We start from the raw sequence: 15,673 nt of genomic DNA on the forward strand, positions 1-15,673 counted from the left end.
CTTTCTCCTGAACTCTAATGAGATTACCATTTACACAAATCGTAAAGTTAAAAATTTCCAAAACTTTGCGGAATACCGCTCATTGTCTGTGAATTTTATAACAATTAACTATCTACACTGCTAAAGTAAGTGATGACTTTAGGAGGAGCCGTCAGAATTGTACCTATGATATGCTTCCGAAACTAGCGTGTGAGCGCTAAATTAGACTTTTAGTGTTTACACACTAAATTTAGCGCCTTTAGGATTGTGTAGAGTATTTTAGTGTGATCTGAAAAGTAAATACACTTTTCTTCGCCGCACAAACGCTCTTTCCAGCTGCCTTTGTAAAATCCCACAATGGGATGTGTCTGTGCCCCAAGGAGTTTTCATGAATTCCGACCTGATGCCGTTACCCGATTCCAATTCTTCTGCCTCTAACCAGGGACAAAATAACATAGAGGCAACCGCTAATATTATTAATACAGCAGCCCAGTCTTCTAAAGTTGAAAATTCGCCTGTTAATCCCAGTGAAACTGACTCAAATGGGAACTTAGTCAATCGACAGCAACCAATTCCGCCTCCGAGTGAGCCGATGCAATATCGAGCGATCGGCTTAGTTCGGGGTCGCTATCATGCTAGCAGCGAACAATTTACTCAAGGTACGCTGCTGACCACAGATAGTGTAGAACTCAACGCTGTCCTTCTAGGACGGATTATGAGCTTAGTAAAGAATCACCTAGACTTAGAGAAAGAACATTTGTGGGTAGTATATCCACGTACAAGACAAGAAAATGATACTTTGCACATCCAAATCGTTGGAGTTTGGGAGCCAGAAAATCTGGCTAAAAACTCAATCAATGAGGACGAGCCAGACTCGGAGTTACAAGAGGTAGAAACCCTTGATGACGGCTTACCCGAAGACTCGGAACTCAATCAAATTGCCGTAATCCCCTCATCAGAAATTGCAGATGGTGGTTTTTCTGTTCGTGGTGAGGTAGTATACCAATCTTTTGATGCTAAGAGCTTGGTAGTCAAAATTAAGCAAGCTCCACGCAAATCAACTGACAAACCCAAGTATTTTAAGTTGAAATTGAGGGGTGTGCTAACCACTAAAGCAGTGGGAAAATTCTGGGACTTCCAAGCCAAGCGAGAAGCTGATGTTTTAGTGGTAGAAAAAGCTGAGGCGATCGCTGATTTGCCCAAAAAACGCAGACCACCATTCAAAGGTGGCCCTCGTGGTAGCGGTGGTGGTGGTAGAAAACCATTTCCACCCAGACGCAGTGGCGAAACCCCTCGTCCTATCAAGAAAGCAAGTGTCGGTGGCGACACTCCTGTAGTGTCAAAACCTATACCCAAAACACCCACTCCTAAGCCCGTCAAGCGACCGAAACCACCCCAGGAGTAGGATGGGGAGATGGGGAAGTGTGGGGAGTGTGGGAACAGAGGGGGGAAAGCATTTCTTCTTTATCCTTCCATACTTCCCATACACCCTGCTTACCTAGTCCCCCAATCCCCAGTATCCAGTCCCTAAGCTCAAAAATCAGTCCAACGATCTTGGGGTAGAAAAGAACGCTCCATTGGAATTGGAGAAACTGGTTGTGTAAGAGTAAACTTACCTGCTTCAATCCATTGTTTTAACTCTAGGGCAACTTGCCTGGAAAAAAACAAACTCGCTAAGGGGGCAGAGCGTACTGCTTTGCCCTCGATGGTAATCCGTCCAGATTTGAGTTGGGCATAACTCACTAAACCAAAGGTCGGACGGACGCGTCGGGGAATGGAAAAGTCTACTATTGGCGCTACTAAGTCTCGATCTTGCACTGCACAGTGTTCAACTACTTGTTCGTTTAATACCGGGAGTGGTACACCAACGCCTAACATCAATGAAGGCCCGTAACTTTTGAAGTAGCAACCCCGCACCCAATGAGCATTCATTTGTTTGGCATCGCCAATTAGAGCTAAAGTAGCGGCAGGCCCAATAGGTGTGCGATTAGCTAAACGCTTTTGTAAGGGAAAGTGCTGAGTGCCTTCCCAGGCGACATAGCCAACACCACCGCCTAAAAAAATTCTTGAACCTATACCAATAAGTTGTAAATCGGGGTCGTTAAGTAAAGGGGAAATAGCACCGGGATTAGAGTAAACGGCATTCCCCAAACGCGGTTGTAAAGGCCCTAGATAAGTGAAAAGTGGGCGATCGCCACCATTTACACCGACAATAAAATTTTGATAAAGATTACGTGGATTAAATAAATAAAACTGATTTATTGTTTCACTGGTAATTGTAGTTTCAAAGCTTGCTCTGGGGTAACAATCTGTTACTTGTCCTTGCGCTCTGACGTGTATAGGTTTACCAGCTATCAAATCTTGGATGACATGACCACCACCGCGTTCTCGGACTTCTTCGCCATCCATCACTTCCACTGCACAACTAGCACCCAAATATAAATCTACTGCCCCGAAACCAGAGTATGCCGGAACACCATCTAACCAGCAACGGCGAATTTTTATTGGAGGGTCAGTGTGTCCAAGATTAATAATTGCACCACTTGATTCCATCGGCTCAAAAGTGCCAGTGGTAATGACATCAACTTCTTTAGCAACTTTAGTAACACCAATTTCTATGACTCGCGCTTTTAATTCTTCAGTTGTTAGCACCACCGCACGTTGACGGCTAATTTTCTCATTAATTTCTGTAATTGTTCGCATTTTATTATTTTTAAATAATACATTAATAGTAGTTATGTTCTATTGACAGTTGTTTTTACTGTTGTTACATTTTAAACATTTTTAAATTGAGTAAGAGGCAATGACTAATTCTGAATTATTGCTGCTAACACAGCCGTTGAATTGTTAGAAGCTGAGCAAGAGAAATTTATATTGGGAGTGACTTCGCCTTATCGTTACTACGATATGTCTGATGAAATCCAACAGCAACAAAAAGTAAGTCAAGCATTAGAATACTTTATTGTTCAAGTGAATAACATTCATCTCAACCAAGTGCAACAAGCGGGTGAGACGCAACCAGAGAAGGTAGAATCAACTTCATCTAACGAGTCAAGCAAAGAGACAACTAATCAAACACCAACCCGATGAATTGATTGTAGTCAGTTATTGTTTATCGTGATTGTTGGAAACAGGATTTATTAAATCTAACTCAAAATGTTGAAATTCCTGACTTATTAAAAAATCGGGAATTTTATTATTTATAAATGATTGATTGCTAAAAGTAGGTCAAAATTAAAAAACTGAAATAGACTCTTTGTGATTACTTCTCTACGAGACGCTGTACGTAGCTTGCTTCCACGTTCGCGTAGCGTCCCGCAGGGAAGTGGTACGCTTCACTTTCGTCAGAAAATAGGAAATCAGCCGTTTCAAGTTGAAGGCGAGTTGTTTGACACAATCAAACAGGAGTCGCATACATATTCAAAATTATTCTTCTTTGGATAAAACATCATCAATTGGTTGCTCTTTATCAATAACTGAGGTTTCTGTTGTCCAAGGATCGTCTACTTCAGAATATTTAGAAACAATGACAAGTTCAGTTTCTTGTTCATGATGTCCCCATTGGTCTAAAACATCTTTAATCAAAACTTCTTGCACCCAAATCTTAGCAACAACAGTTAAAGGTAGTGCCAAAAATAATCCTAAAAAACCAAAAAAAGTAACGAAAAATAATTGGGAAATTAAGGTGACAGCTGGTAGTAATGAGACTTGATGCGCCATGACAATCGGCGTAATAAAATTACTCTCAGTCTGTTGAATAATAAAGTAGAGAATTAAAACAGCGATCGCTTTCCAAGGTTCGTCTAACAGAGCGATCGCCATTGCTGGTATTACACTCAGCGTCGGCCCGAGGTTGGGAATTAAGTTCAAAAATCCTGCCAAAACTCCTAAAGCAAGTGCTGCTTTGACATGCAAAATTGATAAACCAACTACACTCATTAATCCCACTACACCCATTGCAATCACAGCGCCCGTTATCCACCCCCCCAAAGAAATTTCGCATTTGTTTAAAATCCCTTCCACTCGTCGCCGATAAAATGAGGGAAAAAGCCGTATAAAGACTTTGCGGTAGGCTACAGGGTTGGCTAATAACATTCCTGTTAAAACCAGCACTAGTAAAACCTTGAGGACAACTTCTAAAGAGCTAGACACAAAGGCGAAGGAGTTTCCTAATAAGCGATTGACGAAGGGCTGGGCTTGTTGGATCAGGCTGTTAAGATCTGGAATGTAAGGAAGCAACTCACTGGGAATGCGGGTTCTGAGTGTGTCTAGCCAACTATTAAAACGTCCCAATCCTTGGGGAACCCGATAAGTGAGTTCTTGAAACTGCTGTGTAAAAGGTGGCACAATTAGCCAGAAAAAACCTACGATTCCGGCAAAAAAGATAGCGACTGACAATAAAACGGCGAATCCCCGCTTCATACCTGAGCTTTGAAAGCGTTTCGCTAGCCGATTTAAAGTGCTGGCTAAGACAACTGCGGCAAACATCAGTAAAAGTACTTCCCGAATTTGCCACAAAATGTATAAAGAAAGAACGATGGCGATTAAACCGATCCATTGACCGAGCTTCACAGGCTGACTCCAACAGTTGGTGAGATGCAATTTTGTTGCAATTCAGTTAGGTTAGCTGATTTTAATCACTTATGCCTAGATAGTTAAAGTTAACTTTGTTTGTGTGCTTGGAATCGCCACAATAGAGCGAGCGCCACGATTGCGATCGGCAACAAAACTATAATTAAGGCATTAGTTGCTGTTGCCGAAACTGATAAACTTGGAGCAACGTACTTAATTAATACCGATACAAAAGCTGAAAGTAGAAGTAATTTCAGAACAAATCCTAGCTGATTTTCCATAATAACTGTACAGTAATACACATTTTTATCGCTATAGATAAATTTAGGCTACACTATCTATTTTCTAAAATATAAGCTAATAAATACTATATAGATAAAAGCCTTTATTGCTCACATTTTTTACTAGTAACTGCCATTATTAGTAGCAGCTTAATTACTACTTAAGCATTTATTGAATTAACTATATTCCATACAGGGGACATTGATGAAACAAGTTTTGTTCTGGGGTTGCTGGTTTATTTCACTTGGTAGTACCGCATTACTATTTTTTTGGTCATTGCCTATATCCCCATTTACACATCCGGGAATTACTGCCAATGAAGCAGTTATTATCTTTTTCCCTGTTATGGCTATACGTTGGCTGGCTCTTGCTTGTACTCTGTTTCTATCGGTAATTGCTTGGGGGCAATATTTGAACTTAGCGACTGGCTCTATGATTGCCCTGGTAATTTTGGTGTTAGCCTTACACTTTGTTTTTGGAATAATTAATATTGCAATCATCAATGTTTGGCTTTCTGTTGAACCCATTAAGACACGCGCTACTAACGCCGTTTACGCAGGCATTTATTTTGGATTGCCAATGTTTTGGCTATTACTTGTAGCACCCTTAATGCTGAAGGTTACTAATTTTCGTAACTGATATCAAGTTTAGCTAATTACTTACATATATGGTTGGTCTATCACCCTAAGTTGGCGAGTTGTGATATCAATTTGAAAAAAGAATGCGACAGATATATACTCCCAAATCTTCGTTATGTCCGGCTTTCTTAATGCGTGAATTTTGAATTGGTATGACTTTGTACTTTGTCTTTTATAATTCCAAATGACCAAGAACAAGTAACCAAGGACGATGATAAAGGAAATTTTCACTTTCTCTAAACCAAAGTTAAAAAGTAAAGTTAATTTACCGCTGTTTGGGCTTCTTGATAAATTATTTCCTGAAACTGAATTAAATCTTTTTGCGGGTCGGCGTGGATAACTTTCACTAATATCTGCTCGCCCAAATTCACATAACGTTTGAAAGACATTGGTAATTGCAAGCCCAAATCTTCTAACAAAATTAGGGCTAAGTTACTGTCTTCCCGCAGCCACATTAATACTGTTACATGCCAAGCTTGCTCTGGATGACGGCGCAAATACTCCAGAGCATAATATCTATTAGTTTGCCGTTCCACCATCGTTACCTCTTGGGTGATAGTGGTAACAGTCATCATCACTTCTTTAAGTTGTTCGGCAGAAAATGGCAAAACTTCACCCCGCAAGTGAGCTTTCAGCTGAAAGTGAGTCAGCAAGTCGCTGTAGCGGCGGATAGGAGAAGTTGCTTGAGTATATGTATCCAAACCTAAACCGGCGTGGCGCAAAGGCGTAATGCTCATTTCACTCTTGGGCATACAACGCCGCATGGCACAGGCACGAACGAATCCGGGTGGCAACTGGAGTAATTCCTCGTCCGGAGGTAATTCTGGTTGGGGCTGACCGCGAAAAGGCAAAGGGATGTTATGAGTTTTACCGTAGTGAGCAGCAACTTCACCAGCAAGAATCATCATTTCTGCTACGAGTTGCCGTGAGGGGGAATCATCTAAAATGTCAATATTGATTTCATCACCTTTGACTTTGATTGTCGCCTCAGGCATATTGATGCTAATTGCACCTTGGGCATAACGCCAAGCTTTGCGTCGATTTGCCCAAGTAGCGATCGCTTCAATTTCTGGTTCTGCTTGTACCCCTAATTGCAGCATTTCATCTACATCTTCGTAGGTGAGGCGATAAGTCGGCTTAATTAAGCTGGTATGAATGCTGTAATCTTCTACTGCCCCAGTTGTACGTAAAACAATTCCAAAACTGAGGGCGCAACAAACCCGTCCCTGCACCAGACTCATAGGCCCAGTTGCCAAGAGTTCTGGAAACATGGGAATCATCCCCGTAGGTAAATAGACTGTACTACCTCGTTTTCTAGCTTCTAAATCTAATTCATCTTCCGGCACTAACCATCTAGTGGGGTCGGCAATATGTACCCATAGGCGTTCTCGTCCATCAGCGAGGACTTCCCAACTCAGACCATCGTCGATTTCGGTGGTAGTTTCATCATCGATGGTGTACACCTTCAGGTGAGTCAGATCCAGACGGTTTGTATCTGAGTCAATCGGCGGGAAATCCAAATGTTGTTGCGCCACTTCTAATACCTTCTGAGGAAACTGAATCGGAATTAAAGAACGACGCAGGAACAAGTTTTCATGAGGACTCCAGCAACCCAAATCAACTAACAGTTGAAAGGCTCCTTGGGGTGTTGTCGGTCGTCCCAGCATGGTCATAGTTTCTAATACTGGAGCGCTTGGAGGGTAGGCGCGAGCTAAAGAGTCATAATTGACTCCCATCCGCACGGTGTCAGCAAGCAAGGCTGCGTATTTTTCTATTCCTTCTAAGCGCTGGCGATCGTGGCGCTGCCACTCTACTGCTTCACCTTTGAGCGCCTGTTCTACACGAGCTAAAAATTCATGCTGTCCCTTAGCTTTGAGTGCCTCTACTTCTAGCTGGTGCTTGCGTTCTGCAACCTGACCAGGAGTTCGAGCTTCGTAAGCGTCTCCTTTTTGCTTGAAATAAAGTTTGTCGTCTGATAGCAAGCAATAGGCGGCGTAACAATGAAGCGTACCTGATTGAGAAAATAGCAGATTTGCCATTTCGTTGGGAGTTACTGTTTCCCCACCTTCAACCAGTAATTCCCAAGCTACTTCTAAGCTAGATGGATCTAAATAAGGCTTGACCTGTTCTAAAAAGCTGGTAATCTCCGAGAGCTTGTAGGTTTGTCCGTTAACTGTATAGGTTATTTGTCTAGGCGCGAGGCTGTGGGATTGACCGCGTTCGTCTACCACAAACCACCGGGTTTTTCCGTCCGGACGTTCTACGATGCCCAGACGGCGATCGCCTTGAACCCTAAATTCAACTAGCGTCCCCTTCTCCACAACTCTCGCACTCTAGTAATTTTAGATTTTGAATTTTGGATTTCATACTTATGATGTATAAGTTCTAAAATCCAAAGATTTTTTATGCAGCAATCTATTTTACATTATCTTTTTCAGATTTGAGATTTTTGACTCACACTAAACCGAGCTAAATACTTCTTTAGATACAGATTGTGTTACTTAACAATTCGTCTGAGAAAATTCTGTACCCTATTCTATGGCAAAGCTAGATGCTCGCAAATACAGCAAGCCCCTACTCTATCGCCACAAACTTCGCAACAGACTTTCTGCAAAATCTCAAATCCAAAATTGTTTTAGCCTTCGGCGTTGATGAATGGCAACAAAGCCACAATCCGTGATCGCTTAATTGCTAATGTCAACTCTCGCTGTTGCTGAGACGTAAGCCCTGTAATCCGCCGTGGCAGTATCTTGCCCCGCTCGGTGATAAACTTACGCAACAAATCAACATCTTTATAATCTATTGGTTCTCCTGGCTTAATCGGAGAAAGGCGACGACGGAAATAGCTCATCTCTACTTAATTTCCTTGTGAACAGTATGTTTATTACAGTGGGTGCAGAACTTTTTCAGTTCTAGCCTGTTAGTGGTGTTGCGGCGATTCTTGGTGCTGGTATAACGCGAAACACCAGGAGAACGCTTTTCTGGATTTGCCCGACACTCGGTACACTCTAATGTCACAATTATCCGGGCACCTTTACTCTTAGCCATAATCTTACAAACAGTAAAGCCTGAAGAGAATTAACACAAATGACTATCTTCTCACATTCTGGCGGATATTTTCAACTAATTTTTTGATTTTGATATCCAGCGAGTAGCCACGACGGGAAGAAACTATAAAAGTTCCACAATAGCGATCGTGTAAAGCCTGCCGCATCTGGGTATCAGATAGGGCAGTACCACAATCAATTGCTAAAGGAAATACTAGCAGTATAGCAGTGGGATTGGCTCTAATATTACTTAAGGCGATTGAGACTAAAAGCGCACCCAAGCCAACGATCGCCTCTCGCTTCACTAGCGCCTGTAAATCTGGAATTCTGGAGATTATTTCCCCATCTTCAACTTCCAACACTTTTAAATCGAAGGCCCAACGCCCTAAACTTTGCCCTTGGTTGTTGTATACCAATAGCACCCGCAAAACCAGCCAAAGTATTACAAAAACTAAGATTTCAGCAAATTGAATCCCAATATCGCTGCCTCCCAGTAAAGAACTGACTAACCAAACAACAAAAAAATCTAACCCCAATGCCATACCTCGTCGCCCAATATCAGCCTTAGGATAGTGTTTTTGCCGAACGTGTTCGATGGTCATACAAAGTAAGTACTTTTATTTAGGGATTGGAGAACAACGATCGCTCCTGTTTTTAATATTAAGGGAACTCCAACAAATAAATTATTCCGTTTGAAGTTGTTGACCATTGACTGCCAACAGTGGGATATTTCTGAGAAAAGAAGTCACTCAAAGCACCTTGTCTAATGGCGTAGAGAGACTTCTGTAGTGAAGAATCATAGATGCGATCGCTATAAATAGGTCGGTGTGAATATTTATTGTTGGGATGAGACAGGAAGCAGTTCTTGCCAGAGGCAGAAGGGAAGAGGGTTTAAGTCTATTTAATTTTTATTAACATAGTTTTGTTTTTTCACACCATTTTACTTATTCATTAACTTAAAACTACAAAATCGGAGCCATTGGCTATGCTATCAGTCAGCGATGCACAAGCAATTATCTTAAATTTGGTGCAGCCGTTGGATAACCAGCAGGATACAGAAGTTGTCGAGTTATTGGCAGCTGCTAATCGGATTTTAGCAATGCCTGTTACCAGTACTCTAGATTTTCCCCATTGGGATAACTCGGCGATGGATGGGTATGCAGTTCGGTACGAAGATGTGCAGCACTCAAGCAGCGAAAAACCAACTGTTTTGCAAATTGTAGAAGAGATTCCGGCTGGCTATCAGCCTAAATCTACGATTGAACCAGGACAAGCAGCGCGGATTTTCACAGGTGCCTTAATGCCAGCAGCAGCCGATACTGTTGTTATGCAAGAAAAGACGCGTCGAGAAGAAAACCGTGTTTTCATCCTTGCAGCGCCAAAACCCCAAGAATTTGTCAGACACAAAGCATCTTTTTACCAAGCTGGAACAGAATTACTACCAGCAGGTATTAGATTAAATACCTCAGAAATTGCCGTGTTAGCAGCAGCACAGTGTCCGCAATTAAATGTTTACCGCTGTCCACGTGTAGCAATTTTTTCTACAGGTGACGAGTTGGTAACAGTTAATCAAGCACTGCAACCAGGGCAAATTGTCGATTCTAATCAGTATGCGCTGGCAGCTTTAGTCAGAGAAAGTGGGGCAGAACCATTACTATTGGGCATTGTCAAAGATGAACCAGCTGCCCTAGAAAAAGTCATTACCCATGCTGCTGCGATCGCTGATATAGTTCTATCTTCTGGTGGGGTTTCAGTGGGAGATTATGACTATGTTGACAAAATTCTCGAATCACTCAAAGCCCAAATCCACATTCAGGCTGTAGATATCAGGCCAGGTAAACCCCTCACCGTTGCCACACTCCCTGCTCCCCAATCGGTAAAAGATGCGATGAATCGCGTCTCTACTTGCTCTCCCGTCTACTTTGGTTTACCAGGAAATCCGGCATCTGTATTAGTAACTTTTTGGCGGTTTGTACTACCAGCCATCAAAAAACTTTCCGGAATTAAAGAAGGTTGGGAACCAGTATTTTTAAAAGTGCGATCACATGATGAATTGCGATCGGATGGCAAGCGTGAAACTTACCTTTGGGGTAAATTACATTTAATTGATGGAATTTATGAATTTCACAAAGCTGGTGGTAGTCACAGTTCTGCTAATTTAATTAATTTAGCTCAAACTAATGCTTTGGCTGTTCTCCCGCCAGGGAAAGCATTAATTTCTCCCCAAGAAGAGGTACAAGTTTTGCAGTTGATTATACCTTAAAATCACGTGATTTCGATAGCCTCTACTTGAGAACATCCTCTACAAAGGGCAGAGTTATTTTTAACAAAAATTAGAATAGTCCAATGCTCAAACAAAGGAAAATTTTGCCACAGTAGAAGTAAAGCTTTTTATTTCACTTGGGTGCAAATTAAATGACTCAAATATTTGAACTTCCCACCGATAAAGATTATTATACGCGTGTTGCTAAACTTGCAGATGTTCAGGCAGCAGGTAGTTTGTTAGTCCGCAAGGAAAAACACACTATTGTTTTGTTCTACTCAGACAATAGAGTTTATGCAATTGACAACCGTTGTCCACACATGGGCTTTCCCCTACAAGGTAGCACTTGCAAAGATGGTATTGTTACCTGCCCTTGGCATTATGCCCGTTTCGATCTTGCTAGTGGTGGCACCTTCGACTCTTGGGCAGATGATGTGCCTGCTTTTCCCCTAGAAATCCGCGATGGTGAAATTTGGGTAAATTTAGCACCTCCAGTTAACCCTCATCTCCACCAATGCGAACGTCTCCAAGATGGTTTAGAGCAGAATATTTCCTTAGTGATTGCTAAATCAATGATCGCACTTTTAGATCTAGGAGTAAATCCAGCTCAACCATTTCAAATCGGGCTAGAATTTGGCACTCGTTACAACAAAGCAGGTTGGAGTGCGGGTTTAACTATCCACACCTGCATGATGAATCTCCTACCTTATCTAGATGCAGAAGACAAACCCCGTGCTTTATTTCAAGGACTTTCGGCAGTAGCTAATGATAGCGCAGGTGCGCCGCCTCTGTTTGCCGTTCACCCGTTACCCAACTCTAAGGTTGATTTCCCGACTCTTAAAAGCTGGTTTCGCCAGTTTATTGAGGTACGGGATGGTGAAGCCGCTCAAAGATGCTTGATATCTGCGATTCGCTCAGGAGCTAATTCTAAGCAAGTTGCAGATATGCTGTTTTGTGCTGCTACAGACCATCGCTATCTTGATGTTGGGCATACGGTTGATTTTATCAACAAAGCATTAGAAGCTCTTGATGCTGTGAATTGGCAAGCAGCAGAATCTATTCTCGCTAGCTTAGTTTCGAGTTTAGCTGATGCATCGCGTATGGAAGAATCTAATTCCTGGCGCTACCCTGTAGATTTGGTAGCAATTTTAGAGTCAGCTTTTGAGCAATTACCTACTGTTTTAAGTGCGGGTAAATCTCGACGAGGAACTTGGTCAAACTGGGATGAATTAGTACCAATTTTATTAGGTGAAGACCCACAAGCGATCGCCGACTCGCTGCTAAATGCACTGCAAGCAGGTTGTACTGAAGAACAATTAGCGGGTGTAGTTACTTATACGGCAGCCCTGCGCGTCGCTCGTTTCCATACCAACAATGACTTTGGAGATTGGAATTCCGCACATCATCCATTTACTTTTGCTAACGCCGTGCATCAAGGATTACGACGAGTACCAACAGTCGAACTACTAAAAGGTGTATTTGATGCGGCGATGAGTGTCTATTTAAATCGTTTTTTGAATGTACCACCAGCACGGCTTCCAGAACCCAAAGACTCCATTAAAAATTCCGAAGAATTACTCCAACAACTACCGGATTTATTAAATCGTCAGCAACAAGTAAACCAGACAGGGCAATTAGTGGCTAATTATTTATATAGTGGTGGTGATGCTGAAAGACTGATGGCGATGCTGGGGAAAATGATGCTGCGAGAAAACCGCGATTTTCATGTAATTCAAGAAATAGAAGCAGCTTTTCGTCAGTACTCCCTGCTGGGTAATACTCAGGCTGGTATTCATGTATTAGTTGCTGCTTCTCGATATTTAGCAGCCCATTCTCCCACAATGCGATCGCAAGGACAAACTTATCAAATCGCTTATCGATTACATCAGGGCGATCGATTGTTTGAAGAATCTTGACATCACACCCCATGCCCAATATTAAAATATCTCCTCAAAAGCTTCAATCAACCTGTTAACTTCCTCAAGGGTGTTGTAATGTACCATACTCACCCTGACTATTCCCCCTTGGGATACTAACCCCAAATATTCAATTAACCGTTTAGCATAAAAGTCTCCGTAGCGAATTCCAATATAATGTTGGTCAACTTTTAGTGGAATGGTTGAGCTATGCATTCCATCTATAACAAAAGATATGGTCGGCACACGGGATTTGCGGTCAGCTTTTGATTGACCAATGATTTTGACATTAGACTTGCTGTTGAGGTAATTTAGTAGGCGATCGCTAATCTTCTCTTCGTGGATGCTAATTAAATCAAATGCTTGCACCATCTGATTTCTCAAATCAGGCGCGGTTTGATTCTCATAGTGCAGTTGTGCTAATTCACTCAGATAATCAGATAAACCTAACATTCCATAACTTAATTCAAAATTGACATTTCCTAACTGAAACTTATAAGGAATATCTGTTTGGGTAATAAAATAATGGTTCAGTCCAGGCAATCTTAATAAATGTTCTTCTTTGCCATAAAGTAAAGCATGATGTGGACCATAGGCTTTATAAAAACTCAAAGTATAAAAATCAACATCTAAATCTTGGACATCAATCAATCTGTGTGGTGCATAAGCGACACCATCGACACAAATCATAGCACCGCGATCGCGGACAAATGCCGTAATTTTTTTAATCGGGTTGATAGTTCCCAAAATATTAGAAGCATGAGTCAAGGCTACTAGTTTTGTCCGCCGATTCATCAATGGTTCTAAATCTGCTAAATCAAGTTCCCAGGTATCCGGGCGTATTTGCCATACTTTAACCTTCATTCCTTGTTTTTCCAGAGCAACCCAAGCACCAATATTCGCTTCATGGTCACAATTAGTAACAATAATCTCATCACCAGGTGTGAAGGTTTGACCCAAACAAATTGAGAGAACTTTTAGCATCATTGTAGTAGATGGCCCCATCACTACTTCTTTGGTAGAATTGGCATTAATCAAAGTAGCCATTCCTCTAGTTGCTAAAGCTAATCGTTCTCCTGCAAGTTGGGAAACGCCGTAAGATGCTCCCAATTGCACATCAGAAGTTAAAAGAAATTCGCTAATTCTATCTACTACTTTTTTTAGAGTTTGTGACCCGCCAGCATTATCAAAAAAAGTCCATTCACCAGCTAAAGCAGGAAAATATTGACGAACTTTATCAAGATTCAGKAGCATGGTAGAAATCCTCTAGAGAATGTTTTTTACCMTAGCCTAACTTTTGGCAAGTTGCCCAGAAAGCCTCTGTATTGTTTTTTATTTATAGTTTGTCATCCCAGCCTTTTTATTCCTAAAGAATCTCTATCTAGAGGGGGTATATTTATCAGACCGAAGAGTATATTACCGACATATTTAGTTTGCCACAAACATTAATGTCTTGATTCTTTACAATTTTGGCGAATTTTTTTGATGAGTTTAAGATAAAGTCAAAGCAGCGTCAGAATTCAGGAGCCTCGCCAAAGACGCTGTACGCCTTCGCGTCAGAATTTAACACAATTAAGAGCGCCGACTTTTTGCATCGGTGAAACCCGCCGTGAGTATTGAGATTTCATAAAGTCAGAATAGTTGAATAATCTAAAGAAAATTTGATAAATCAATATATCAATCATCTGAGATTTATTCTCAATTCTGACTTGTCACTGCTCAATCCTGAATTCTTACCTTAATTCCTTGATTTAAAATAAAGGAACGACCCATGAACACTACGGTTAAATATGATATTGATGTTATCAAGGGAGAAGCACTTGAACTTGTTAAAAAGAGACTTGTTAACCGTCAGCAGCCAATCTATACCCTCTGTAAACATATTCCTTATCGTCACTGGTCTAATTTTGAACTTGAGCTAGAAAAAAATGAATTTCTACTCAGAGATAGAATTGTTGATCTACTAGAACATGAATCTTGGGAAGATGGTTGAAGCTGTATATAGAAGCTGAAACCATTAGCAATATCGCAATCAAATCGAAATTAAAAATTAATTTTTGAAACGAATAATCCTCGAACTCTTCGAGGGTTATAAATAAAAGATTATTAAAGTAAATAGTCAATCTTGTTGGTTAAAAGGGTATAGGCCAGTTTAACAAGGGTAGGGGAAACAGGAGAACAAGGAGAATAACTCCTTACTCAAGACTGGCCACTCCTAACTACCCTACTTTTTTCTATCTGTGTCAGGTAATACTTTATAAGTGGGCTAAAGCCTCACATTTTCTCTCAATTTATCACTGAAATAAAATAACAAATAATTATACTTAATTTAATTTCAGTAATTGGTATTAGGTAGGAGGCAGAGGGTAAAAGGCACAAGGGAAGACGATTTGACTTGTTTATTTCATTCGTAGCGGGTGGTGTGCCGCTTGTGCGCCTACTGTCAAGAAATACCCTTAGTCAGGAGCATAAATAGAGAATGGGGAAAGAAAGTGTTTATTTCATTCCTAGCGGGTAGTACGCTGCGAATGTGCGACTTTTAAGAAACATTTTTTATTTACATCCATTGGAAATCCGATCCTGGGGTATTTTTGTCACTTTTAGCAGAGAAAAATCAAAAACCCAGATTTTTTAAATACTTTTATGAATTTAGGTTGAGGTAGCCTTGCACCCTTGCCGTTTCTCGACTCCTTGAGTGGCGTTTGATAAACCGAACTCAACTCCAGATATTCTTAATTTTTTGGGTTTTCACACGATAAGCTTAACCTGTGATTATTTTTTTCTCTAAAGTAATGCAAGAGAAATAAGCTCCTCATATCTTATTGATATAACTACAACGGAAAAATATAATGGCTCTCCTTTAAAGACAATATAAAGTAAGAGTATACAGCTTGATTTCGACAAAGATACTTATATTTGCTCAAATTGAGTGATTTTTTTGATAATTACTCCTCAAAGCAACCTTTAACACCGTTA

General features: G+C 41.0%; 13 protein-coding genes and 1 pseudogene. 6 read left to right on the plus strand and 8 right to left on the minus strand.

Annotated features, from left to right (window positions below; all coding sequences use genetic code 11):
* Window positions 1-367 precede the first annotated feature (367 nt).
* Complete coding sequence (locus FCR06_RS07445) at window positions 368-1,384, plus strand: hypothetical protein (RefSeq protein WP_138498181.1); 1,017 nt, start codon at window positions 368-370, stop codon at window positions 1,382-1,384.
* 128 nt (window positions 1,385-1,512) lie between these two features.
* Here FCR06_RS07445 and FCR06_RS07450 read toward each other — a convergent pair whose 3' ends face one another.
* Window positions 1,513-2,682, minus strand: a complete 1,170-nt coding sequence (locus FCR06_RS07450; protein ID WP_138498182.1) for a homocysteine biosynthesis protein — start codon at window positions 2,680-2,682, stop codon at window positions 1,513-1,515.
* 117 nt (window positions 2,683-2,799) lie between these two features.
* Here FCR06_RS07450 and FCR06_RS07455 point away from each other — a divergent pair.
* Window positions 2,800-3,069: pseudogene (locus FCR06_RS07455) on the plus strand (DUF4231 domain-containing protein); the annotation flags it as partial.
* Between the two features lie 336 nt (window positions 3,070-3,405).
* Here FCR06_RS07455 and FCR06_RS07460 read toward each other — a convergent pair.
* A complete protein-coding gene (locus FCR06_RS07460) occupies window positions 3,406-4,551 on the minus strand; it encodes an AI-2E family transporter (RefSeq protein WP_138498183.1) in 1,146 nt (381 codons plus the stop codon).
* Window positions 4,552-4,640: 89 nt separating this feature from the next.
* On the minus strand, window positions 4,641-4,832 hold the full coding sequence (locus FCR06_RS07465) for a hypothetical protein (RefSeq protein WP_138498184.1): 192 nt from the start codon (window positions 4,830-4,832) through the stop codon (window positions 4,641-4,643).
* A gap of 205 nt (window positions 4,833-5,037) precedes the next feature.
* On the opposite strand from FCR06_RS07465, the gene FCR06_RS07470 reads away from it, so the two are divergent.
* Entirely contained in the window at window positions 5,038-5,472 is a 435-nt protein-coding gene (locus FCR06_RS07470) for a hypothetical protein (RefSeq protein ID WP_138498185.1), read from the plus strand.
* Window positions 5,473-5,731: 259 nt separating this feature from the next.
* Here FCR06_RS07470 and FCR06_RS07475 read toward each other — a convergent pair whose 3' ends face one another.
* From FCR06_RS07475 to FCR06_RS07490, 4 genes are all read right to left on the minus strand, one after another.
* Complete coding sequence (locus tag FCR06_RS07475; RefSeq protein ID WP_138498186.1) at window positions 5,732-7,792, minus strand: ribonuclease catalytic domain-containing protein; 2,061 nt, start codon at window positions 7,790-7,792, stop codon at window positions 5,732-5,734.
* Between the two features lie 314 nt (window positions 7,793-8,106).
* Window positions 8,107-8,322: a 30S ribosomal protein S18 gene (gene rpsR / locus FCR06_RS07480; RefSeq protein WP_073639644.1), complete on the minus strand. Its 216-nt coding sequence runs from the start codon at window positions 8,320-8,322 to the stop codon at window positions 8,107-8,109.
* 2 nt (window positions 8,323-8,324) lie between these two features.
* Entirely contained in the window at window positions 8,325-8,519 is a 195-nt protein-coding gene (gene rpmG / locus FCR06_RS07485; RefSeq protein WP_138498187.1) for a 50S ribosomal protein L33, read from the minus strand.
* A gap of 43 nt (window positions 8,520-8,562) precedes the next feature.
* On the minus strand, window positions 8,563-9,120 hold the full coding sequence (locus tag FCR06_RS07490; protein ID WP_138498188.1) for an RDD family protein: 558 nt from the start codon (window positions 9,118-9,120) through the stop codon (window positions 8,563-8,565).
* Between the two features lie 383 nt (window positions 9,121-9,503).
* Between FCR06_RS07490 and glp the strand changes: the two genes are divergently transcribed.
* Both glp and FCR06_RS07500 read left to right on the plus strand, forming a co-directional pair.
* Window positions 9,504-10,781, plus strand: a complete 1,278-nt coding sequence (glp, locus tag FCR06_RS07495) for a gephyrin-like molybdotransferase Glp (RefSeq protein WP_138498189.1) — start codon at window positions 9,504-9,506, stop codon at window positions 10,779-10,781.
* A gap of 152 nt (window positions 10,782-10,933) precedes the next feature.
* Window positions 10,934-12,697: a Rieske (2Fe-2S) protein gene (locus FCR06_RS07500; RefSeq protein WP_138498190.1), complete on the plus strand. Its 1,764-nt coding sequence runs from the start codon at window positions 10,934-10,936 to the stop codon at window positions 12,695-12,697.
* A gap of 21 nt (window positions 12,698-12,718) precedes the next feature.
* Here the strand turns inward: FCR06_RS07500 and FCR06_RS07505 are convergent, their stop codons facing one another.
* Window positions 12,719-13,951, minus strand: a complete 1,233-nt coding sequence (locus FCR06_RS07505) for a cysteine desulfurase-like protein (protein WP_138498191.1) — start codon at window positions 13,949-13,951, stop codon at window positions 12,719-12,721.
* A gap of 517 nt (window positions 13,952-14,468) precedes the next feature.
* Between FCR06_RS07505 and FCR06_RS07510 the strand changes: the two genes are divergently transcribed.
* Complete coding sequence (locus FCR06_RS07510) at window positions 14,469-14,690, plus strand: DUF4327 family protein (protein ID WP_138498192.1); 222 nt, start codon at window positions 14,469-14,471, stop codon at window positions 14,688-14,690.
* Window positions 14,691-15,673: the final 983 nt, after the last annotated feature.

Source organism: Nostoc sp. PA-18-2419 (assembly GCF_005869855.1).
Taxonomy (GTDB): Bacteria; Cyanobacteriota; Cyanobacteriia; order Cyanobacteriales; family Nostocaceae; genus Nostoc.

Coding starts and splice junctions, on each gene's coding strand:
- FCR06_RS07445 (WP_138498181.1), top strand. CDS start 368: ATGAATTCCGACCTGATGCCGTTACCCGATTCCAATTCTTCTGCCTCT.
- FCR06_RS07450 (WP_138498182.1), bottom strand. CDS start 2,682: ATGCGAACAATTACAGAAATTAATGAGAAAATTAGCCGTCAACGTGCG.
- FCR06_RS07465 (WP_138498184.1), bottom strand. CDS start 4,832: ATGGAAAATCAGCTAGGATTTGTTCTGAAATTACTTCTACTTTCAGCT.
- FCR06_RS07470 (WP_138498185.1), top strand. CDS start 5,038: ATGAAACAAGTTTTGTTCTGGGGTTGCTGGTTTATTTCACTTGGTAGT.
- rpsR (WP_073639644.1), bottom strand. CDS start 8,322: ATGAGCTATTTCCGTCGTCGCCTTTCTCCGATTAAGCCAGGAGAACCA.
- rpmG (WP_138498187.1), bottom strand. CDS start 8,519: ATGGCTAAGAGTAAAGGTGCCCGGATAATTGTGACATTAGAGTGTACC.
- FCR06_RS07490 (WP_138498188.1), bottom strand. CDS start 9,120: ATGACCATCGAACACGTTCGGCAAAAACACTATCCTAAGGCTGATATT.
- glp (WP_138498189.1), top strand. CDS start 9,504: ATGCTATCAGTCAGCGATGCACAAGCAATTATCTTAAATTTGGTGCAG.
- FCR06_RS07500 (WP_138498190.1), top strand. CDS start 10,934: ATGACTCAAATATTTGAACTTCCCACCGATAAAGATTATTATACGCGT.
- FCR06_RS07510 (WP_138498192.1), top strand. CDS start 14,469: ATGAACACTACGGTTAAATATGATATTGATGTTATCAAGGGAGAAGCA.